We start from the raw sequence: 20,901 nt of genomic DNA on the forward strand, positions 1-20,901 counted from the left end.
CCACCTGACTGACTTATATCCAAAACAAAAAGTGAGGAGCTAACGCCCTCACTTTTTTAACTACTCATTTTATAAATGTTAAATTGATTTTTCCCGTTTTCTTTTGACTCATAAAGCGCACGGTCTGCTTTATCATAAAGGCTGTCAACATCATCTTCGCTATTTGCCATGGCAATGCCCACACTGATGGAAACATCTATATGTTTTTTTTCCCGGATGTCCCTGAAAAGCCACTGCATTCTATCAATAAGCGTAGAAGCAGCCTTTTTCAATTCTACTTCTTCGATGTCCGGATAAATCACGACAAATTCATCTCCGCCCAGCCTTGCAGCATGGTTTTCTCTTCCTGCGTTTGCTAGGATTTCGTGGGCTGCTGCTTTAAGTATATTATCTCCTTCGGCATGGCCCAAGCTGTCATTCACCAACTTGAAATTATCAAGGTCTATCATCATCAAAGCCAGATTACCTTTCTTTTTACTTTGATATTCTTTGAGGAGTTCTTCAAAAGCCGCTCTATTATTCAGACCTGTCAAAGGGTCATGGAAAGCAAGATACATCGGCCTTGCAACCTGCCGGGCAATGATCAGCGAAATGATGATGGCCGCAACGAAAATAACAAAAAGCTGGATAAAAAACTCCCTTAGACTTTGATTTAGAGCATGGTTCAAGTCTTCTTTATTATAGGCGATTTCAATAACCCGGCTGGTGGAATAGCCTCTTTGCTCCTCGGCTTTATACGGTAAATAATGATAAGTGATTTTTCTCCCGTCTATCTCCCGTTCTGTCTCCTTAGTTTTCCCGGATTTCAATGCCTTTCGAAAAGTCTCCCACTTATCTGTGGAATTCCTTAGATCATCCTCATCTTTTTTGGAACTCCCCAGAATAAATCCACCACTATTATAAACCTTGATGGACTCGACCATGGAGAATCTATTTTCCAATTCTTGTTCAACAGTCAAAAAATTAAAATGCTTAAATATCTCCCCTTGTTCCAATGAAACGCCCAGTTCAATCATATATTTCCTGTCTGGTGTCGGCATATAGCTGAACTTCTTTAATTCCCGGCTGCTTTGTACAATGTCCATGCCATCGTGTGTAAATTTCCCATCGTGCCGCCGTTGGTTAAGCAGATTAGAAAAATTGACGCAGCAAGCACGAAAATCAAGGCCGATATCATCTTTCTCACTGCTGTATATAACAACATTTCTGTTATCGAGGATATGTACATCCATATTATATTTTTCTTTTAAAAACTTAAAATTCCATTTCTCAAAATCTGGCTCTTTTTCATATAAAGAAATCAATTCCTTCGAATTCGCTTCCATTGTTTCCGCCATGTCTTTGTCAAATAACATATATGCCTTGTCAATTGAGCTCAAAGAGCTCAATATATTGTCCTCAATCAAATTAAGCTTCAATCTATGTTCATCAAACAATTTGTTCCTGATCTTTTCCTGATTGATTAAAGCGACTACCAATGATATGAAAATGGAGAACGCTATCATAATCAATGTAAGTTGCAGTCTAAAGTTTTTATTCAAGGGAGGCTGCACTCCTTTTAATGAACAGAGGTAATTAGGACTATTATACTATTAATTAGAAGAATAGGAAATAACTAATCGTTCTTAAGGCTTATAATTCTAGTGTATTTCCATTAACTATTCACAAAGTGCTATTCATTGATTATTCCCTTTTAAAGCCCGGAGAAATGGCCTTCATGATCCGCTTGCATTGAATCACTGGAGCCCGGAAGATCATATCGTGCTCTTTTTATACAACATGAAATAAACCTCAAAATCTCCCCCTTCGAAAGTTGGAAGCTTTCTACTGTTGATAGTCCAAACTTTTTATAAGTAAAAATGAAATTGTCCACTATTTTTTGCAGTATCCTATTAGATTAAATATTGTTACAATTTGAAATAAAGCATTTAATATTTTAAGGAGAGGTTCATATGGATGCAAGAGAATTTCGTCATTGTGTAGGTAGATTTGCTACGGGGGTCACGGTCATAACAAGTGAAACGGAAACAGGGACCCATGGTTTGACTGCCAATTCATTTACTTCTGTTTCACTTGATCCAATGCTGATTTTGGTTTCTGTTGATAAAAAAGCAAAAGCGTTAAGTGTCCTTGAGAATAATAAATTTATAGTCAATATCTTAAAAAGGGACCAGCAAGAGACTGCTATGCACTTTGCAGGACGCCCTAAAGAAATCCAGCCTTTTAAGTGGGAAGACGGCTTATTGGGAAAGCGGATTAAAAACTCCCTGGCATATATTGAGTGCGAGCCATGGGCATCTTACGATGGAGGAGACCATGTGCTTTTTCTTGGTGAGGTAAAACATTTCAAATATAATATAGGCGATCCTCTTCTCTATTATTGCGGACAATTTTCAGAAGTTGCAACCGCCAAGTGATGCTTTCTCATTCTCTCTAAATTGGACAGGGGGTAAGGTAGATGAAGGCTGGCCAATTATTGTTTGATGACCTGTTTGAAACAAATCCCCGAACAGGTATGATTACCTTCAACCATAAAAGAATGGTTTTAGTTTCGGTTGAAGCTCTTGGTTTGTTAAGGCGGGATTTGATCAATACCCTCGGCATGGAAAGGGCAAAGGGATTCCTTATGAGGTATGGCTGGGAATGGGGAAAAAAAGATGGTGAATCCGTTGCTTCGATGTACAATTGGAAAAACATCAAGGAATTGATGCTGGCCGGCCCGATGTTGCACACATTAGAGGGTGTCGTAACGGTTGAACCGGATCAAATCAAACTTACAGAAGACTCAATTCATTTTACAGGATTTTGGAGGAATTCTTTTGAAGCACAGGAACACATTGAATATTACGGGCTGGGTAACGATGAGGTCTGCTGGATCCTGGTTGGTTATGCAAGCGGGTACTTGACAAGCACTTTTGGTAAAGATGTCATTGCATACGAAGAAATGTGTGTCGGAAAAGGCGATCCCACCTGCCGCTTTGCTGCGAAAACAGTGGCAGAACTTGAAGAAGAGAAAAAAGCTGGTCTAAGTTATTATAAAGCTGAATCCCTGTTGTCTGAATTGGACCTGGCTTACAAGGAACTAAATGAAATCAATCAAAATATAATTGAATCGGATAAAATCCAACAGAACCTGACTTATTTCCTTCTTGAAGACAGACCACTCTCTGAAACAATTCAATTTCTTGGGGATACCATTCAGAGAAGTCTTGTTATTGATTATTACAACAAAGAAATTGAAAGCGCTTTTTTAAACGAAGAAGACAAATTTATATATCATAATTGGGCAGACAAATCCATCTATAATGAAGAAAGAAAAAACGACATATCCACCTTCCCCATCAGGGCAAACAACATCAACCTGGGCCGTCTCGTTGTGATTGGAAAGGAAAGAATGTCACATAGAGATCAACTGGTCATTAATAGGGCGCTTTCAGTCTTTACCATTCAAATGTATCATGATTGGAAAATCGCCCGTTCACTTTGGAGAAAGAAAGAGAATTTTTTTGAAGAAATACTAAATAACTTTGACAGCAAGGACTTTGAGAAGTTTTCACACCTCTTCCATTTCCACCCATGCGATATAAACAGAGTGATTTCAATTAAAGTGGAGCCATCAGAAAACAGAAAGGAGGTCATGCAACTATTAAAGCTTGCCCCGGCATTCTCCAATAAGGATATCTTTGCCAATGATGAGTATATCCATATGGTATTGACTAAAGAGGAAGCCGAAAACTCTCTTGAGGTTGCTTCAGATATTCTTGTACATTTAGGGAGTGAATTTAATACTCTTAGATTCTATATTGGAATTGGAAGAGAATCCAATAATTTTCCCACTTTAAAGAAAAGTTATGAGGATGCCAAGTATATCAGTGAATTTATCCATCTTACCAATCCGTCAGAAAGCATTATCTCCTTGTATGAAGATGTTGCAACAGTAATGATGTTTTTAAAAGGGACAGATCAAAATGATTTGATCGCCTTTTATAAAAGGACAATCGGTGGGCTCATTGAATATGATCAATCTAATCAATCCAACTTTTTGATCACCTTAAAGACCTACCTGGATAATAACGGAAATCTTCAGCAAACAGCAGATGAGCTCCATCTTTCCATAGCAGGCCTTCGTTACCGTCTGGAAAGGATCGAGTGCTTATGTAATGTAAATCTTAAAACTGGTGAAGGTCGCTTCAATTGCCAATTGGCCCTGCAAATCTATTTTGCCATCACAATTAATCAAAACCAATATATTGAAAGAAGTGACATTCATTTAATGTAGAATTAACATAGCCTGTCGGACGTCAATCCGACAGGCTTTTTTATTTTATGGTGCATAACCGTAAAAAACACTAGTTTTATCTAAAATATCAGTATTGTTTTGCACTTAAAATAATTCAAAAACCAGTAGATAATAAAAGTATATTATAAAGCGCTTTCAATAGCGGCCAATTCTTAAGGAGGTTAAATATGATTACCCAAGAGCAAAAAACAAAGCTGCCATTAACCGGAAAAGAATATCTAGAAAGTCTGAAAGATAATCGCGAAGTGTGGATCAATGGAGAAAAAGTCAAAGACGTTACCACCCACCCGGCATTCAGAAATGCAGCAAGATCAATCGCACGACAGTATGACGCTTTACATGATGAAAAAACAAAGTCGATACTTACAACTGAAACTGATACCGGCAATAAAGGCTTCACACAGAAATTCTTCCAATTCGATAGAACTGCAGATGATCTTATAGGCTCAAGAGATGCCATAGCCGAGTGGGCCAAAATCACTTACGGGCAAATGGGAAGATCCCCGGATTATAAGGCTGCATTCTTAGCCACTCTAGGAGCGGATCCCGACTATTATGCCCCCTATGACGAGAATGCAAGATTTTGGTATAAAGAGGCCCAAGAAAGAAACTGGTACTTTAACCATGCCATTATCAATCCTCCTGTTGACCGCAATAAACCTATGGAAGCAGTAAACGATGTTTTTGTACGGGCAGAGGAAGAAACAGACGAAGGTATTATTGTAAGCGGTGCAAAAATGGTCGCCACTGGGTCTGCTCTAACAAACTACAACTTCGTTGCACATTATGGAGCAGTACCTGTCGGTTCGGAAGATATGGCATTGGTTTTCATTGCACCGATGGATACACCTGGCGTCAAACTGATCTGCCGCCAATCATACGAAATGCAGGCAGCCGTCATGGGAAGTCCCTTTGACTATCCGCTAAGCAGCCGATTTGACGAAAACGATGCAGTGCTCATTTTCGACAGGGCTTTAATCCCTTGGGAGAACATCCTTATATATAAAGATGTAGAAAAGGCAAATCGCTTTTTTCCGGAAAGTGGATTCCTTCATCGTTTTACCTTTCATGGGGTGACAAGACTATCAGTAAAGCTCGACTTTATTGCAGGACTATTGTTGAAAGCAGTGAAAACAAACGGTACAGACCAATTCCGTGGTGTACAAGCAAATGTCGGTGAAGTGTTGGCTTGGAAAAATCTTTTTTGGTCATTGAGCGATTCCATGGCAATGAATCCGGATCCCGGACGGAATGGGACTGTTCTTCCTAATCTTAAATACGGTCTCGCCTACCGGGTCTTCATGTCTGAAGGATGGCCGCAGATCAAAGGCATCATTGAGAATGTTGTTGCGGGAAACCTTATCGTTCAGCCGTCAAGTGCTGCCGACTTTAAGAACCCCGAGCTGAGACCTCTGATAGATAGACTTTACCGGGGTTCCAATGGAATCACTTCTCTTGAAAAGATTAAGTTAATCAAATTACTTTGGGAAGTTGTCGGAACGGAATATGGCGGACGCCATGAATTGTACGAAAGAAATTATTCAGGAAACCACGAAAACATTCGCCTGGAGAACCTGTCAGCTGCAAATGATTCAGGAGAAGCTGAAAAATATATTGCTTTTGCTGAACAATGTATGGCTGATTATGACCTTGATGGATGGGTCAATGAAACTTGGATTAACCCTGATGATGTCAATTACTTTAAAAACTGACAATACTATTTTTCAAGAGGAGGAACATCATGAGAGTTTTTAAGGATCGCGAGCTTTTCCTTCCCTCGTCTGTAGTTTCCATAGGAGCGTTTGACGGCTTGCATAAGGGACATCAGAAACTCATTAGACAAGCAGTAAAAAGAGCTCGTGAACTGGACGTGCCATCTGTTGTATATACCTTTGATCCTCCTCCCCGAGCCTATTTTCAAAAACAGATAGTGTTGACAAGTCTGGATGAAAAATTAGCTCTGATGGAGAAGCTTACCGTTGATTATATAATCGTTGCAAGCTTCAATGAGCACTACGCTGCTAGGCCTTCAGCAGATTTCCTCGATGAACTTATACAAATCGGAGCCTGTGAAGTCTGGGTGGGCAGCGACTTTCGCTTTGGCAAAGGAAAAGAAGGAGACATCAAGTTCCTATCAAATTATTTTCAAGTGAACACCTACCCTTTTGTTACCTGTGATCAAGGTAAAAAAATATCATCTACGAGAATAAGAGAATTGTTGAAAAACAATGATTGGCTCGAAATTTACCAATTACTCGGAAGAGAAAGCCTAAAAACATTAGATGTCTAAAAAAGGGGCGGAGTTCATCCATGCAAAAACAAATTATTCAACGGAATGAACGTGTAGAAGAAGTCTTTCATTTATTCATTAAGCATATCCAAAATTTCTTGAAGGAAGCAAAATTGAACCACGAAGAATATACCAACTTTGTCAATTGGGCGGACCGCCTTGGAAAAAAAGGTGAACTCCCTCTATATGCGGATGTTTTCCTGGAAACTCACGTACTGAGAGCAATGTATACAGACAAGCCAGGAACCCAACCTTCCCTTCTTGGTCCTTATTTCATCGAGGGATCTCCGCTGGTAGAAAGTCGACCGGGTGAACCACTTGTCCTGACTCAACGGCCGGATGAGGCAGGTGAAGTATTGTATTTTAAAGGGAGTGTAAGCAACACAGACGGAATGCCACTTGGAAATATTCGTGTGGAGATGTGGCAAAACGATAATACCGGAAAGTACTCTGCTTTCGATTCCGACGCACCTAGATATAACTTAAGAGGCCATTTTGATACGGATGAAAACGGGAATTTTGAAGTGAAAACCATTGTCCCTCTTCCTTATTCAATTCCGACAGATGGTCCCACAGGAGAATTTTTGGAGTATATGGACCAGCATCCCATGAGGCCGGCCCACCTCCACCTTATGTTTGAAGCAGAAGGCCATGAGACACTGATCACTCAGGTGTTCTTCGAAGGGGATGAATGGCTGGAAACGGATGTGGCTGATGGAGTGCGTACAGAATTGCTTACTACATTGGAGGACAAAGATGACCACAAAGAAGCCTCATTAAATTTTTTCATGAGACCAAAGTAGGGATCTTACAAGAGGGGCATTGAACATGTCCCTTCTTTTTCTTAAGTCGTCTATAAACAAGGTGGAGAATTTCTTGTCATCCTTACGAATTAAGCGAATGACGACGGAATTGCTGGATATCCCTATCAAATCAGCCGATTCTACGATGATACGAGCTATAGAAGTCCGCTCTAAACAAAAGCGTCGGCCTTGACTCTTCATGAATCTGTTTGAGATCTCCCAAAAAATTGATTATCCCCCCATCATTTCATTTCACATCGTTTTTCCTTGTTCAACATTTTAGACACGACTGATCATTTCTCAAATATTCCAAGCAGGATCAAGTAAGAGATTCTCCTGTATTGAGTAACATGGTATTGAAAAAAACATTCAAGCAGGAACTGGTGATAGACAGAAAATTAAATCCCACAATCACTCCAATCCAGGATCTTGCCTTGTAAACAATCTGAAAAAAAATTGAAACTCAGTAGATATAGCAACGTTTGACTCCAAACAAATTAAATTTTGGGGTATAAGAGATAACCCAGACCACCAATAAAACTCATAGCCTTGAAAGAAACAAGAATCATAAAGCCGGTGGATTTTCAAATAGCATTCAAACTAGTTTAGCAATCCCCCTCTTGAATTAAAGGAACTATTAAATTCTAAAAAAACAGTTTTATTACAATTACCGAGACTTTTTTCTCAATTATTGAAATACTGATATTGCGAACACCAAAATATGACAAAAAATGCTAAAATAATCATTAACTTGGAAAAGGTGGTGGTTATGATAAGAAAGCCTATACTCTGTCTGACATTGCTGCTCCTTGTTTTTTCACAAACAAACCCTTTGATGGCAAATGCTGCAAATACTGTTCAAATTCAAGTTCAGAAGGCGAATATTCGGAGTGAACCTTCCAACGCGGCCAATGTTATTGCACAAGCCGACAGGAATGAAAGTTTCCAAGTGATCCAGGAAAAGTTTGGGTGGTATGAGATTCAACTGCCCAGTGGCGGTACAGGTTGGGTCGCCGGATATATTGTTGGAAACGGCAGCCAAAGCGATGGTACTGGCAAAAAAGGTACTGTTACAGACAATAATGTACATGTCCGAAACAATCCTTCTTTATCAGCCAATATTATCGGTAAATTACATACAGGCGATCGAGTGACAGTGGCGAGCGAAAACAACGGCTGGGCGAACATCGTCTACAACAATCAAAGCGCCTGGATCAGCAAACAATACCTTCAATTTCCCGGAGAAGCAAAGGCTATAAACGAACCGTCTAAAGGATTTGTCTATATTTCAAATGACAAAACCAATCTCCGGTCCGGGGCCGATACATCAGCTCCTGTTATAACAAGAGGATCGCAGGGAGAAAGGTATCCGGTTGTCGGACAGGAAGGCGATTGGTATAAAATTACCTTGGCAAGCGGTAGGGAAGCATATGTGGCGAGCTGGGTCGTTTCGTCTGGTAAAAATACACAGTCAACAGAGGCAACTGCGTCCAATTCATCCAATATATCTCCAGGACTTGCCGGAAAAACGATTGTCCTGGACGCGGGACATGGCGGTCATGATCCGGGAACATCCAATTATACAGGAGTATCGGAGAAGCAACTGACAATGCAGACGGCCAGACGTCTTCAACAAAAACTAAGTTCTGCAGGAGCAAATGTTATTTTAACCCGTTCGGATGATCACTACGTCAACCTTGACACGCGTACCTCTGCTGCAAATAATTCTAATGCCGATGCGTTTATCAGTATCCATTACGACAGTTCCAGTCATCCCGATGCAAATGGTATTACTGCGTATTATCACCACGGGTATCAGTACGACCTTGCCAGTAGCGTCAATCAAGTACTTGACAGTTCACTCTCTCTGAACAATCGGGGAACACACTTCGGGAACTATCATGTCATCAGGGAAAACAGCAGACCGGCTGCTTTGCTCGAACTTGGGTATCTGAGCAACTCATATGAAGGACAGTATGTTACAACCGAGTCATATCAAGAACTCGTTTCAAACAGCATTTATAATGGATTGGAATCATATTTTAACGAATAAAAAAACGAGGCGGACTTTCCGCCTCGTTTTTTATACCTCATCAGAAGAAACATGTAATTCCTCACTAGGCCTTGTTGCAAGCGAAACTGCAATCAGGACGACAAAGCTTACAGCGATTCCATAGATAATCGGTGTAGTAGCTGTAATACCTTGAATAGCAAGGCCTGCCAGAATGACGACCGTACTTGCAATAATGGCATAAAATGCCGCTTTTGCAGTGGCTCTTTTCCAGAACAATCCCAAAATCACCGGAGCAAAAATCCCACCAGATAATACGGCATAGGCAACATCAAGGGCTACAAGAACATCTTGTATCCATAAAGCACACACAATTGTCAATAGCCCGATCACGGTTGTGACGATTCTTGAAAGCTTCAAATATTGCTGGTCTGTTACATCTTTTTTGAAAAAACGCTTAATAATATCATTTGAAACTAATGTTGATGAAGCAAGCAAAGTTCCGGAAGCGGTTGACATCAAGGCTGAAACAACTGCAGCGATAACTAACCCAAGCACCCCCGACGGCAAAATAGCAACAGCCATGCTTGCAAACGTATTTTGCGTATCCTCCAGGCCAGGCAAAATAATGAATGCACACATTCCGATAATGGCTACTGCAACTCCATAAAACAGACTGTACACTCCTGCCGCAACCGTACCAGCCCGGGCAACTTCGATTGTTTTAGCAGTGAGAATACGCTGCCAAATATCCTGTGCAACAACCATTCCCAATGCAAAAAGCAAGAAATACTGAAAAATCTGATGACCGCCTATTCCTGTAAAGGTAAAATAGGTGTCAGGCAAATTGGCCTGCAAAGAAGACCAGCCACCTGCTTTTGACAGCCCCAGCGGAAGCATGATAAAGAAAACCCCGACCGTCATGATGACAAACTGGACGATGTCTGTCATCGTAACCGACCACATGCCGCCAAGGATTGTATAAAATAGTACAATACCACCGCCAACAAGCATGGAAACGTTTAAGTTCCATCCCAAAAGGACATTTAAAATCGTACCCATTCCAATAACCTGCGTAACCGATACCATCATGGCATATGTTGCTGCAATCAATGCACTGACAAGACCTGCTTCAACACCGAAACGCTTACTGAGATATTCGCTGATCGTCATTACCGAGAGATTTGAAATGCGTTTGGCAAGGAATATCCCCAAAAGCATAATCCCCAGTCCCAGCATGACAACGAGCCACATACCTGACAATCCGAATTCATAGCCCAGCTTTGTAGAACCGATCGTCGAGGCGCCGCCTAGAATAACAGCGCCAAGACAACCAAAATACATGAAAAATCCTAAATTCCTGCCGGCCAAAACATAATCTTCCGATGTTTTGGCCCGTCTCGAACCAATTACTCCGACCACGACAAGCAAGAGTAAATAGGCTATCATGATGACAACATCAAACGAATTAATATTCATATTAATTTCCTCCTCTGTCTCTCAGATTTTATTTCTGAGAGTTCTGCTTCTCCTGCTGCCGCCTTTTTTTCAAAGCAATCAATGTGATCATTTCGTAAATGACAGACGATGCGAGCACCGCGGTGATTTCGTTGGCATCATAAGCCGGTAATACTTCCACCAGGTCAAAGCCGACCACGTCGAGTCCATCAAGTCCCCTGACATACTCCAATGCTTCGTAGCTCGTCGGCCCACCGACTTCAGGTGTTCCTGTTCCCGGAGCATAAGCCGGGTCCACGAAATCGATATCATAAGTAACGAATACCGGACGGTCTTTTACACGATCATGAATCCTTTTCATCACGTTTTCAAATCCGATTTCACGTACTTCTTTCATCGGAATGACTTCAAAGCCGAGATCCCTTGCATCTTGAATATCGCCTGGTCCGTATAACGGCCCTCTCATGCCGACCTGGATGGAATGATCCAAATCTAGGAGCCCCTCTTCAGCAGCACGTCTGAACGGTGTTCCGTGCATATATTTTTCACCATAATAATGCTCCCACGTATCTCCATGGGAATCAAAATGAACGAGTGCAATTTTTCCGTATCTTTTATGGAAAGCCCTGAGGTTTCCTAGTGAGATAGAATGATCTCCCCCCATGATGACAGGGATGACATTTTTCTCAAGAAGCGGCATGAGACCTTCAACCATACTGTCGTACGTACGGAGTGCGTTTCCTGGGATCACGTTGATATCCCCGTAATCAACTCCTGAGCAATATTCGAAAATATCGATATCCATATCCGGATTATACGGGCGAAGCAGTACTGAAAAGTCACGGATGTGCTGCGGACCGAAACGCTGCCCCGTCCGATTGGATGCTGCTGTATCAAAAGGCACGCCGAGAACAGCAAAGTCTATATTATCAGTTGTTCTGACCTGTTCCAGTCTCATGAATGTTCTGTTTCCTACAAAACGGGGAGATTGTGATGAGTCTTTTGGTTTATACATATATTGTATTCCTCCTAAAATTCATGATAATAATGTCCACCTTATTACACATGCAAAAAACGTGCCAACTATAAAATTCCTTTTCTCTATGTATTCATTTACAAAATTAACCCGGTTTCGCATTGAAAAAACAGTTTTTCGATGCAAAACCGGGTTAAGATTCATTTATGAATTAATCCCATACTTTTGAAGCTTCCTAACTACACTCGACTGGCTGATTCCCAAATAATCCGCCATTTCATATGTTGTTTTATATTGTCTGAACGCCCTTTTCAGCCAACGTATCTCCACATTTTGCAGTGCCTCCTGCAAATTTTCGGCCTGTTCGGGCATCTCTTCCGTTTCCTGTTTATCAAAGGAGTGAATTTCCTTCTTATGAAACGGGAGAGCACTCGGATAAATAATTCGGTTTTCCGTTGTAATAACTAGACGCTCCATTAAATTTTCAAGTTCCCTGACATTTCCAGGCCAGCTGTAATCAAGTATTTCATGGATTGTCGTGGCATGAAGAGCTTTATCCGTATTATACTTATCATTGAACATCCCAAGAAAGTACTCACATAACTGCAACAGGTCATCCTTCCGCTCCCTGAGAGGAGGAATGGTGATTGGCACGACATTCAACCGGTAAAAAAGATCTTCACGGAAGGTTCCTTCCTTCACCATCTCTGCCAAATCCCGGTTGGTCGAAGCAATGATACGAAAATCTATGCGTTTGGGCTCCGTCCCGCCGATCCTTGTCATTTTCTTTTCCTGGATCACCTTTAACAGCTTGGCCTGAAGATTTAATGGAAGCTCTCCTACTTCATCCAGAAACAATGTACCTTTATTGGCAAGTTCGATAAGACCAGGCTTCCCTTCTCTATTCGCCCCTGTAAAAGCTCCCTTCTCATACCCGAACATTTCGGACTCAAAAAGAGTCTCCGGAATAGCACCGCAGTTTACTTCAATAAAAGCTTCCTTGCTGCGATTGCTTTTTTCATGAATAGCCCTAGCAAAAACATTTTTTCCAACTCCAGACTCCCCTAGAAACACAACGGTCGCATCAGATAGCGCCACCCTTTGAATGAGCTGCCAGACATTGCTCATCTCCTTGCTCTTTAACACAATACCGTCGGTATGCTGTTCCTTATCCCGCAATTCTTGGATTTCAGACTGATAGTATTCCATTTTGGCCCGCAGTTCTTCGTAATCTTCTTTGATCTGTCTAAGCTCGGTCAAATCATGAGAAAAGCTGATAACTCGGATCATTTCTCCGTTTTCATCAAAAACCGGCAAGGCCGTCGCCATGACAGAGCGGCCTGTCAAGGTATGCTGCATCACCTGTACTTCTTTCTTCTCCTGGAGCACCCTTTTTGTAACTGAAGGTGAAAAGACATTCATCCGCTCCAATTCATCCACCGTTTTTCCAATCAACTCTTCATTTTTCATCCCGTAGATTGATTGACAGTTGGGACTGCTTCTCAACACTTTACCCTGTCCATCCGTGATAACAATATTATCGTTCGATGCTTCAAGAATAGCCCTCAATTCCAGTTCACGAATGTCTTCTTCCATCATTTATTGTCACTCCTTTAACCATACATGCCCGGATCTTATATAGTGATAATATTTTACCACAACAATGGTAAAAAAAAGAAAAGCAGAATCAGTAGCTTATGTCATCAATCAAGGTGACAAAAGTCATCTTTTGAAAAACCGTGGTCTGACCCCCAGTATGTTGACGCGTTAACGGGGTGGGGGCCAGACCCCAATGACATACTCCAATGGGCAAAATGACCCCTTTTTCACATGTGACGAAACTTATCTTTCAGCAATACGTAGCTTTTATTGAACCATTTGTAAAGGAGGTCAATTTATGGCTGCTTCTGACATCGAAAAAGACAAGTCTGGATTCGGATGCATGACGTCAATTTTGGCGGTCTTCGCTTCCATCATTTTTTTCATAAAAGGCTACGCATGGATAGGTTGGCTATGCCTGATCCCTACTCTGCTCTTCAACTTGATCTCTTTACTCAGATATACAAAAGGAATCAAGAGAAATAGAAAAGAGCTTCTGAAAGAATTGGAAAGTCTTAAGCCGGGGGGAACTAACTTCAAATCGGAACAAACATTCATTTCACAAAACCTTCTTACGAAAATCTCTATTGATGAAAATGCAAAAAGGATATATATATGGGCACCGAAAATGGCAGATATTTCAATAGCCAAAGCAGGAATGGCATATGAAATGTTTGAATATGATTACTCTGATATTTTGGCAGTAGAAATGTCCGAAGATGGGGTATCCTTAGGGACCAAATCAAGCCAATCCAAAACCGCCCGCTCGTTATTGGACGGCTTCATTTCCAAAGACAACGGTACATTCATAGGCGGTTCACAACCGCCGGAAAAGAAGAAGAAAAATGTGGGCACTTTGGATTTAACTATCATCGCAAATGACTCGGCTCGTCCTCTACACACAATTAACTTTTTTACATTTACAGGCGAAGGCAGCCAGCCACCATTGAAAAAAAATACCCCGGCCTATCGGGATCAAATAAATAGACTTAGAAGCTGGTATATGCAGTTAAGTTTTGTCATGGAAGATAGCAAAGAGAAAAATTCGGTTGAAACAGTCCATGGGCCTTCGGTAAACGAAGTCCCTATTGATATAGATACTTTAACGGCAATGGAAGAATTGCTGGAACAAAATAAACGAAAGCAACTGGGAGAATAGAATGCTAGACCGAAAAGCATGCGACATCGCAAGCTCTTTTCACCAACAGTGTGGGATTCCAAGGAAATATTGTTACCGGCGGAAAAATGCCCCAGGCAACGTCTCTTGGTTTTCATCACAACTTTGCAAAAGTTTGATGGCCCTCGTTTATTTCCCCAGTAAATATTTTTGTATTTTTCCATGAGCAGAAGATTGACTGATATGTAATAGAGTGGCTATTTTATAGCTGGTCAGCCGCTTTCTTAATTAACCCTTCTTCCAACATTTCGATAGCTTCCTTCAAAGGGAGGATATCATTAATTACTATTGGTTTCATAACAGCAGAAATCAGTATTTTTAGCTCCGATTGAAAGCTTTGACGGATGACGAATTTGCACGACTAAGCGTTCGATAAACTTTTCAAGCTCCCGAATATTTCCCGGCCATGTTGATGTTCAATTCTTTCCATTTTCTTCAGTTAAATAAGATTGTTTATTATATTGTTTGTTAAATTGATCCAAAAAATGATATGGATGAGGTAAAAGATCTTCTGTCCGACCTCTTAACGAAGGGATTTCAAGAGGAATGACCTTTAATCTGCAGTTTCTCTTTTTGTGTTGTTAATAGGTCGTAGGGACTCCCGCCTATAAGATGATTTTGAGGCGGTTCATTTTCAAAAAGCTAAAAAATCGCTTAAAATTGTTTAAAACATAGCAAGTGTATAGACATGAAAGGGTTCAGAATGGTTTTAACAGTGTGATCAGAAATAATAATGTCAAAAATCCCATCGGATATATCACCTCTATTTTAATAAAAGCAACGGGTCATCGAGAGGGCGCCACCAACCGGAGCAGGATAATGTCCTGATGCAGCTTCTCCCCGGTTTGCAGGTACCCGCGAAAAATTCCCGGATGGGTATGTTGAAGAGTATTCCATTGAGCACTTCCTTTCTCTTTGGTCAGGAAAAGATATATGGAACGTTTATTGATATCAAGGATACCTTGTTTGAAAAGCTTGGAATAAAAGAGAGTATTCCCGAACGAAGAAATGCACAAAGACTGATGGAGCTGCACGAGATTCAAAAGAAGTATAAAGGAAAACTAAGGAATGATTAACTATAACATTGTTGGTGTTTGAGCCGTTATCAAAAAAACTGATGACGGTTCTTCTTTTGTTTTATAGTACAGCAAAGCGCGCTTTTTCGTATAAGAATCATAGTAAGTCCGCTATGGCTGGTTCACTTGGTTTGTTCCAAATACCCTAAACCCCAACCATAAAGGAGAAGAATACAATGAGTAGATTAGACAATTACGAGATTCTAAATCAACTGAAATATATTGATGGTATTACAATTGCAGACAACAAAGGGATCATCTTGTTTACAATCAAATTTAATCCGCAATTTCACTCAGACATTCTTGAACATGAGGAGATAGTAGGAGAAAGCTTATTTTCTGTCTTTCCTACTCTTAATGAAAAAACGAGTACATTATTAAATGCAATGAAAACAGGTGGTCCTATTTTTAAAGATAAGCAAGAATTTGTTGATTTTAGGGGAAGAAAAATTGAAACCACGAATATTTCTTTACCAATCAAAGCTCATGGGAAAGTTATTGGTGCAATTGAATTATCGAAAGAAATAAGTAAAGAAAATCCTAATCTAAATAATGCAATCGAAATCAATTCAGAAATGTTTAAAGCGAATAAACGATTAGTCGAAAACATTCAACCTGAACGAGCAAAATATACGCTAAAAGACATCATTACGAATAACGAACAGATGAAAAAATTAAAACGCTTAACCGAAAAAATCGCAAAAGGAAGCTCACCTGTATTTATATACGGTGAAACGGGAACAGGAAAAGAATTATTTGCTCAATCACTACATAATGCCAGTAATCGTGCACAAAAGCCTTTCATCACGCAAAACTGTGCAGCAATTCCAGAATCATTAATCGAAAGTATTTTGTTCGGTACAACAAAAGGTAGTTTTACCGGTGCGGAAAATAACCCTGGTTTATTTGAAATTGCGGAAGGGGGAACCATTTTTTTAGATGAGATTAACTCAATGCCAATTAATCTACAGTCCAAGTTATTAAGAGTATTACAGGACGGTTATGTTCGAAGGTTAGGAGATAAAAATATTAGAAAAATTGATGTGAGAGTCATTACAGCGTCCAATAAACGCCCCGAAGATTGTGTAAAAGATGGGGATATGAGACTTGATTTATATTACAGGTTGTGTGTAATGACACTGAACATTCCACCATTACGTGAGCGAAAAGATGATATTAAGCTTTTATTAGAATTTTTTATCTCTAAATATAATGATTTGCTACACAAGAATGTAAACAGTATATCGAAGACGGTGTATGATTTTCTTTTAAAATACAGCTGGCCGGGGAATGTAAGGGAGCTGGAACATATTGTTGAATATGCAATCAATCAAATAGATGACTGGGAAGATACACTTCAAATGAAAGATATTGAAGAGCGGATAAAAAACTTCATTCAACATAATGAAGAAGAGGTCCAAATTGAACCTTTGAAAGAAGCAGTTGCAAGATTAGAAAGGAGAATGATTGAAAAGGCGATTCATCAAACGAAAAGCAATGTATCACAAGCGGCGAAATTACTCGGAATTCCAAGACAAACCTTGCAAAATAAAATCAAATTCTATGAAATTATGCCCAAAAGCTAACAATAAGGAAATAAACTCATGTCTATGGTGCCCAAAATATAACATCACCTGCCCAAAAGTTAACGTTTTAATAAATTATTATAAAGAAAAGCTATCATTTCTTCTGTTTTTTCTACTTAAATCGATGAAATATGGTCATTTCTTTGGCATGCTTCTTGCTTTAATTTAATAAAGATGAAACATAATAGAGTTGCTTTTTTACAAAATTGAAACTGTATAGAGGGGTGTAAGTTGGATGTAAAAGAGTCTTACATGAAATTAATTGTGACAAGGAGAAAACAGACGGTATTAACTTGCAGCATGCTTGAACATATTGAAACCGTGGAGGGAAGAAAATGATATTTGGTGTATTGAAAGACATTAAAGCGGGAGAGTCTCGAGTAATTGCTACTCCATTAGAAGTTGGCACTATTATAAGCGATGGTCATACAGTTCTTGTTCAAAAAGACGCTGGAATTCGCGCGGGATTCAGTAATGAAGATTATGAGGAGCAAGGTGCTGAAATAGTAGAGAAATTAGAGGAGATGTATGAAAGGTCTGACCTTTTAGCAAAAGTAAAAGAAATTGAAGAGATGGAGTACAAACTACTTCGGGAAAATCAAATAATCTTCACCTGTATCCATCCAGCTGCTAATCCACAAGAAGTCCAAGCCATTCTCGACAGCAAATGTATTGCATTTACAGCAGAAGATTCGCATAGATTCGGCTCAGTGAACTGTGAAGCAGCAGGTAAACAGGGAGCTTTAATGGGCTTACAATCGATGTTAACGATAAATGGAGGGAAAGGGAAATTTGTAAGTGGGCTAGCGGGAGCACCTGGCATTAAGGTCCTTATCCTTGGAGGAGGACTGGTCGGAAGATCTGCATTGCAAGTTCTACAGTCGTTAGGAGCTTGGTGTACTGTAATGGATGTAAACCTTGGTACTTTAAGAGAAATTGGAAAGGTTTACAACGAAAAAGTAAATACTCAATTATCAACCAAGGAAAATATCAAAAAAATACTTCCGGAAATTGATATGGTCATTAACTGTGTGAAATGGCCAAAAGAGAGTAAGGATTATTTGATAGATAGAGACATGCTCAACCTCATGGAAAAAGGATCCGTCATTGTTGATATTAGCAATGATGCTGATGGGGCAATCGAGTCTTTCCGTGAAACCACTCATGATCATCCCACATATATTGAAAACGGTGTTGTACACTATTGTGTGGGTAATATTCCCGGGGCTATTGCAAATTCAACATCCGTAGCATATGCTGCTTCTGTGTTAGGCCATCTTAGATCTATTTTAAACTTAGGTGTCACAGAAGCTTGTATCAAAGATGGTTTTTTAAGACGGAGTCTGACGGCATATAAAGGGTATCTCACACATGAAGAAACAAGTGCTATTCAAAACAGACCATGGATAAAACCGGAAGATATTCTTGATATTACGGATAAGGATAATCTGGACATTGCACCGCCCGCTACAGTTACAAGATCAAATAACTATCTAAAGTTATAATCTGAAAAGGAGGATACATTGATGACGTTATATACGCTATTGGTTGACTTCACTCTCGCCAGCATACTTATATTACTAAGTATGCTAATGCGTTCAAAGATCAAGTTCTTGCAAAAGAATTTTATTCCAGCAAGTTTATTGGCGGGTTTTTTGGGTTTGGCGTTAGGCCCCGGATTCCTAAATATCCTGCCTTTTTCAGGGGAAATCGGTTCATATGCAGGAGTGATCATAATTTTTGTGTTTGCTTCGGTAGGAATTAATGGATTCTCATTTTCCCCAGGGAATATGAAGAAAGATCTGAATAGAATGGGAGCATATGCTTCATACAAAATATTGATCATGTGTGCCATTATTTTTATTCCCGTTGTATTTTCAATATTAGTCATTTCTAAATGGGTACCGGAAATTAATTATGGTTTTGGACTACTCTTAGCAACGGGATTCTATGGTGGTCATGGAACAGCAGCTGCAGTAGGATCAACTTTTGAAAGTTTAGGTTTTTCTAACGCAACGGATTTAGCTATGACTTCCGCCACCGTTGGTATTTTAGTAGGGATTTTTGGTGGACTCATATTTATAAAAATGGCTACCAAAAAAGGATATACACAGTATGTTAAAGACTTCTCCCAAATATCAGAAGACATGAGGACAGGTTTAGTAAAGCCAGAGAATCGACCTTCAATTGGGAAGGGAACGATTTCACCCATAGCGCTGGATCCAATAGCATTTCATTTAGGGCTTTTACTTATTCCATCCGGTTTAGGTTACTTGCTAAATACATATATTGCGGATACTTGGGGGCTCGACTTTCCAACATTTACAATTGCATTCATTGTTGCATTGGTCATGTATGCGCTCTTAGGTAAGGGAAAAAAGGGTGTATATAAGTATGTAGACGAAGAAGTAGTAAATAGGTTAGGTAGTTCAGCTACCGATTACCTAGTATTTTTTGGAGTAGCCTCTATTAAGCTGCCCATCGTTCTCGAATATGCACTTCCACTTGGATTGTTAATGCTTTCAGGATTGATCATTGTTGTTTTATTATTGTGGGTTGCTGGGCCTGCTATGAATTATGAAAGTTGGTTTGAACGTTCAATATTTGTTTATGGATATGCAACAGGAGTCTTTGCGATCGGTCTGACCCTATTAAGGGTAGTTGATCCAAGGAATAAATCTAAGACGATTACAGATACGGCTATTGTTGGTCCCCTTAATACGCCTATAGAGTTATTCGCATGGTCGGCAGGTCCAGCCATGCTACTAGGAGGGCAACATTGGGCGTTTGTTGGTATTTTCGCTGTAATTTCTATCTTATGTATTGTAATATCTATCAAGTTTAAATGGTGGTACTGGAAAATACCTTTAGCGGAAAGGCCGGATGCTTCTGCACTTGATGGCGATGGAGTAAACGTCAAATACAATACGCAATCTATTGATAGATCATCCTAAATCTAGTGAATTCGAAATAAGGAGCAGTCGGCTGGCCATGCCGGATTTGAAGGATACCTATGGATGAATCATACATTTCCTAAAGCATTCTTCTTAGCCCTGATTTCGATCATTAAGTTCAAAATGTGATCCTAGAATAATTGAAGTTTTTGAACAACTTTGTTGTAAATTAAACAATTTTATTGTCACTCTCAACAAAACCTTAGCAACTACCTATAGACTCCCCGCTATTTTTTTACAGCGGGGAGCATTTATTTAGAGTACGAGCGCCTCTTCAGCTTGTGTTAAATTAGTCGCAACTATGATTTTGCCGGAAAACTGCTGCACGGTTTCCCTTTCGCATGCGGAAATATCAGCTCACCATGGCAACGTCATATTGAATTTTCCGATAAAATTATTCGAAAGTCTAACCATCCGAACAGCTTATCCTATCGTTAAAACACTGTCACAATACTTATTTTTGATTCCTCTCCCTCCTGATTTCTTCCATTGGTAGGCCCCCGGCCCCCCAATGACTATGATCGATTTCCGTTACCAAGACCCGAACTTGTTCAGGTTTGACAGCAAGATTCTTTACTGCGGCTTCCGTAACATCTGCGATTAAGCCCTTTATCTGTTCACGTTTTCTGCCTTTTAACACTTGCACTTGAAAAATCGGCATAATATCAACA

Annotated in this window: 16 protein-coding genes and 1 pseudogene; 11 read left to right on the forward strand and 6 right to left on the reverse strand. The window is 40.0% G+C overall.

The features are described from left to right. Positions 1-56 precede the first annotated feature (56 nt). A complete protein-coding gene (locus C509_RS0108275; RefSeq protein WP_018706454.1) occupies positions 57-1,541 on the reverse strand; it encodes a GGDEF domain-containing protein in 1,485 nt (494 codons plus the stop codon). Positions 1,542-1,952: 411 nt separating this feature from the next. Between C509_RS0108275 and C509_RS0108280 the strand changes: the two genes are divergently transcribed. From C509_RS0108280 to C509_RS0108305, 6 genes are all read left to right on the forward strand, one after another. After that, positions 1,953-2,417, forward strand: a complete 465-nt coding sequence (locus tag C509_RS0108280) for a flavin reductase family protein (protein ID WP_018706455.1) — start codon at positions 1,953-1,955, stop codon at positions 2,415-2,417. Positions 2,418-2,458: 41 nt separating this feature from the next. Further along, positions 2,459-4,279 carry a XylR N-terminal domain-containing protein gene (locus C509_RS0108285; RefSeq protein WP_018706456.1) on the forward strand — a complete coding sequence of 607 codons (1,821 nt, stop codon included), beginning with the start codon at positions 2,459-2,461 and terminating at the stop codon, positions 4,277-4,279. A 188-nt stretch (positions 4,280-4,467) separates the two neighbouring features. Then, entirely contained in the window at positions 4,468-6,012 is a 1,545-nt protein-coding gene (locus C509_RS0108290) for a 4-hydroxyphenylacetate 3-hydroxylase N-terminal domain-containing protein (RefSeq protein WP_018706457.1), read from the forward strand. A gap of 29 nt (positions 6,013-6,041) precedes the next feature. After that, the gene (locus C509_RS23660) at positions 6,042-6,590 is read left to right on the forward strand and encodes an FAD synthetase family protein (RefSeq protein WP_018706458.1); all 549 of its coding nucleotides are present in this window, start codon (positions 6,042-6,044) and stop codon (positions 6,588-6,590) included. Positions 6,591-6,610: 20 nt separating this feature from the next. Further along, a complete protein-coding gene (locus C509_RS0108300) occupies positions 6,611-7,393 on the forward strand; it encodes a dioxygenase family protein (protein WP_018706459.1) in 783 nt (260 codons plus the stop codon). A gap of 769 nt (positions 7,394-8,162) precedes the next feature. Then, positions 8,163-9,446, forward strand: coding sequence for an N-acetylmuramoyl-L-alanine amidase family protein (locus C509_RS0108305; protein ID WP_018706460.1), 1,284 nt, complete (start codon positions 8,163-8,165; stop codon positions 9,444-9,446). Positions 9,447-9,476: 30 nt separating this feature from the next. Here C509_RS0108305 and C509_RS0108310 read toward each other — a convergent pair whose 3' ends face one another. The 3 genes from C509_RS0108310 to C509_RS0108320 all read right to left on the reverse strand — a co-directional run bounded on the left by C509_RS0108310 (position 9,477) and on the right by C509_RS0108320 (position 13,437). Continuing rightward, positions 9,477-10,877: a sodium:solute symporter family protein gene (locus C509_RS0108310; protein WP_026319769.1), complete on the reverse strand. Its 1,401-nt coding sequence runs from the start codon at positions 10,875-10,877 to the stop codon at positions 9,477-9,479. A 34-nt stretch (positions 10,878-10,911) separates the two neighbouring features. Further along, the gene (gene speB / locus C509_RS0108315; RefSeq protein ID WP_018706462.1) at positions 10,912-11,877 is read right to left on the reverse strand and encodes an agmatinase; all 966 of its coding nucleotides are present in this window, start codon (positions 11,875-11,877) and stop codon (positions 10,912-10,914) included. A gap of 165 nt (positions 11,878-12,042) precedes the next feature. Next, complete coding sequence (locus C509_RS0108320; RefSeq protein WP_018706463.1) at positions 12,043-13,437, reverse strand: sigma-54 interaction domain-containing protein; 1,395 nt, start codon at positions 13,435-13,437, stop codon at positions 12,043-12,045. Positions 13,438-13,735: 298 nt separating this feature from the next. Between C509_RS0108320 and C509_RS0108325 the strand changes: the two genes are divergently transcribed. Continuing rightward, entirely contained in the window at positions 13,736-14,596 is an 861-nt protein-coding gene (locus C509_RS0108325) for a hypothetical protein (protein ID WP_018706464.1), read from the forward strand. Between the two features lie 296 nt (positions 14,597-14,892). On the opposite strand, the pseudogene C509_RS27625 reads toward C509_RS0108325, so the two are convergent. Continuing rightward, a pseudogene (locus C509_RS27625) lies at positions 14,893-15,021 on the reverse strand (hypothetical protein); the annotation flags it as partial. Between the two features lie 465 nt (positions 15,022-15,486). On the opposite strand from C509_RS27625, the gene C509_RS0108330 reads away from it, so the two are divergent. From C509_RS0108330 to C509_RS0108350, 4 genes are all read left to right on the forward strand, one after another. Further along, the gene (locus tag C509_RS0108330; RefSeq protein ID WP_169509193.1) at positions 15,487-15,690 is read left to right on the forward strand and encodes a hypothetical protein; all 204 of its coding nucleotides are present in this window, start codon (positions 15,487-15,489) and stop codon (positions 15,688-15,690) included. A 176-nt stretch (positions 15,691-15,866) separates the two neighbouring features. Continuing rightward, on the forward strand, positions 15,867-17,276 hold the full coding sequence (locus tag C509_RS0108335) for a sigma-54 interaction domain-containing protein (RefSeq protein ID WP_018706466.1): 1,410 nt from the start codon (positions 15,867-15,869) through the stop codon (positions 17,274-17,276). 335 nt (positions 17,277-17,611) lie between these two features. Beyond that, the gene (locus tag C509_RS0108345; RefSeq protein ID WP_018706468.1) at positions 17,612-18,781 is read left to right on the forward strand and encodes an alanine dehydrogenase; all 1,170 of its coding nucleotides are present in this window, start codon (positions 17,612-17,614) and stop codon (positions 18,779-18,781) included. A gap of 21 nt (positions 18,782-18,802) precedes the next feature. After that, positions 18,803-20,230: a sodium/glutamate symporter gene (locus C509_RS0108350; protein ID WP_018706469.1), complete on the forward strand. Its 1,428-nt coding sequence runs from the start codon at positions 18,803-18,805 to the stop codon at positions 20,228-20,230. Positions 20,231-20,684: 454 nt separating this feature from the next. Here the strand turns inward: C509_RS0108350 and C509_RS0108355 are convergent, their stop codons facing one another. Beyond that, positions 20,685-20,891, reverse strand: a complete 207-nt coding sequence (locus C509_RS0108355; RefSeq protein WP_018706470.1) for a 4-oxalocrotonate tautomerase — start codon at positions 20,889-20,891, stop codon at positions 20,685-20,687. Positions 20,892-20,901: the final 10 nt, after the last annotated feature.

Source organism: Siminovitchia fordii DSM 16014 = CIP 108821, assembly GCF_000374565.1.
In the GTDB taxonomy this organism is placed as follows: Bacteria; Bacillota; Bacilli; order Bacillales; family Bacillaceae_C; genus Siminovitchia; species Siminovitchia fordii.

Excerpts from the sequence above, each read along its gene's own strand:
- C509_RS0108280 (WP_018706455.1), top strand. The coding sequence starts at position 1,953 with ATGGATGCAAGAGAATTTCGTCATTGTGTAGGTAGATTTGCTACGGGG.
- C509_RS0108285 (WP_018706456.1), top strand. The coding sequence starts at position 2,459 with ATGAAGGCTGGCCAATTATTGTTTGATGACCTGTTTGAAACAAATCCC.
- C509_RS0108290 (WP_018706457.1), top strand. The coding sequence starts at position 4,468 with ATGATTACCCAAGAGCAAAAAACAAAGCTGCCATTAACCGGAAAAGAA.
- C509_RS23660 (WP_018706458.1), top strand. The coding sequence starts at position 6,042 with ATGAGAGTTTTTAAGGATCGCGAGCTTTTCCTTCCCTCGTCTGTAGTT.
- C509_RS0108300 (WP_018706459.1), top strand. The coding sequence starts at position 6,611 with ATGCAAAAACAAATTATTCAACGGAATGAACGTGTAGAAGAAGTCTTT.
- C509_RS0108305 (WP_018706460.1), top strand. The coding sequence starts at position 8,163 with ATGATAAGAAAGCCTATACTCTGTCTGACATTGCTGCTCCTTGTTTTT.
- speB (WP_018706462.1), bottom strand. The coding sequence starts at position 11,877 with ATGTATAAACCAAAAGACTCATCACAATCTCCCCGTTTTGTAGGAAAC.
- C509_RS0108320 (WP_018706463.1), bottom strand. The coding sequence starts at position 13,437 with ATGATGGAAGAAGACATTCGTGAACTGGAATTGAGGGCTATTCTTGAA.
- C509_RS0108325 (WP_018706464.1), top strand. The coding sequence starts at position 13,736 with ATGGCTGCTTCTGACATCGAAAAAGACAAGTCTGGATTCGGATGCATG.
- C509_RS0108330 (WP_169509193.1), top strand. The coding sequence starts at position 15,487 with ATGGGTATGTTGAAGAGTATTCCATTGAGCACTTCCTTTCTCTTTGGT.
- C509_RS0108335 (WP_018706466.1), top strand. The coding sequence starts at position 15,867 with ATGAGTAGATTAGACAATTACGAGATTCTAAATCAACTGAAATATATT.
- C509_RS0108345 (WP_018706468.1), top strand. The coding sequence starts at position 17,612 with ATGATATTTGGTGTATTGAAAGACATTAAAGCGGGAGAGTCTCGAGTA.
- C509_RS0108350 (WP_018706469.1), top strand. The coding sequence starts at position 18,803 with ATGACGTTATATACGCTATTGGTTGACTTCACTCTCGCCAGCATACTT.
- C509_RS0108355 (WP_018706470.1), bottom strand. The coding sequence starts at position 20,891 with ATGCCGATTTTTCAAGTGCAAGTGTTAAAAGGCAGAAAACGTGAACAG.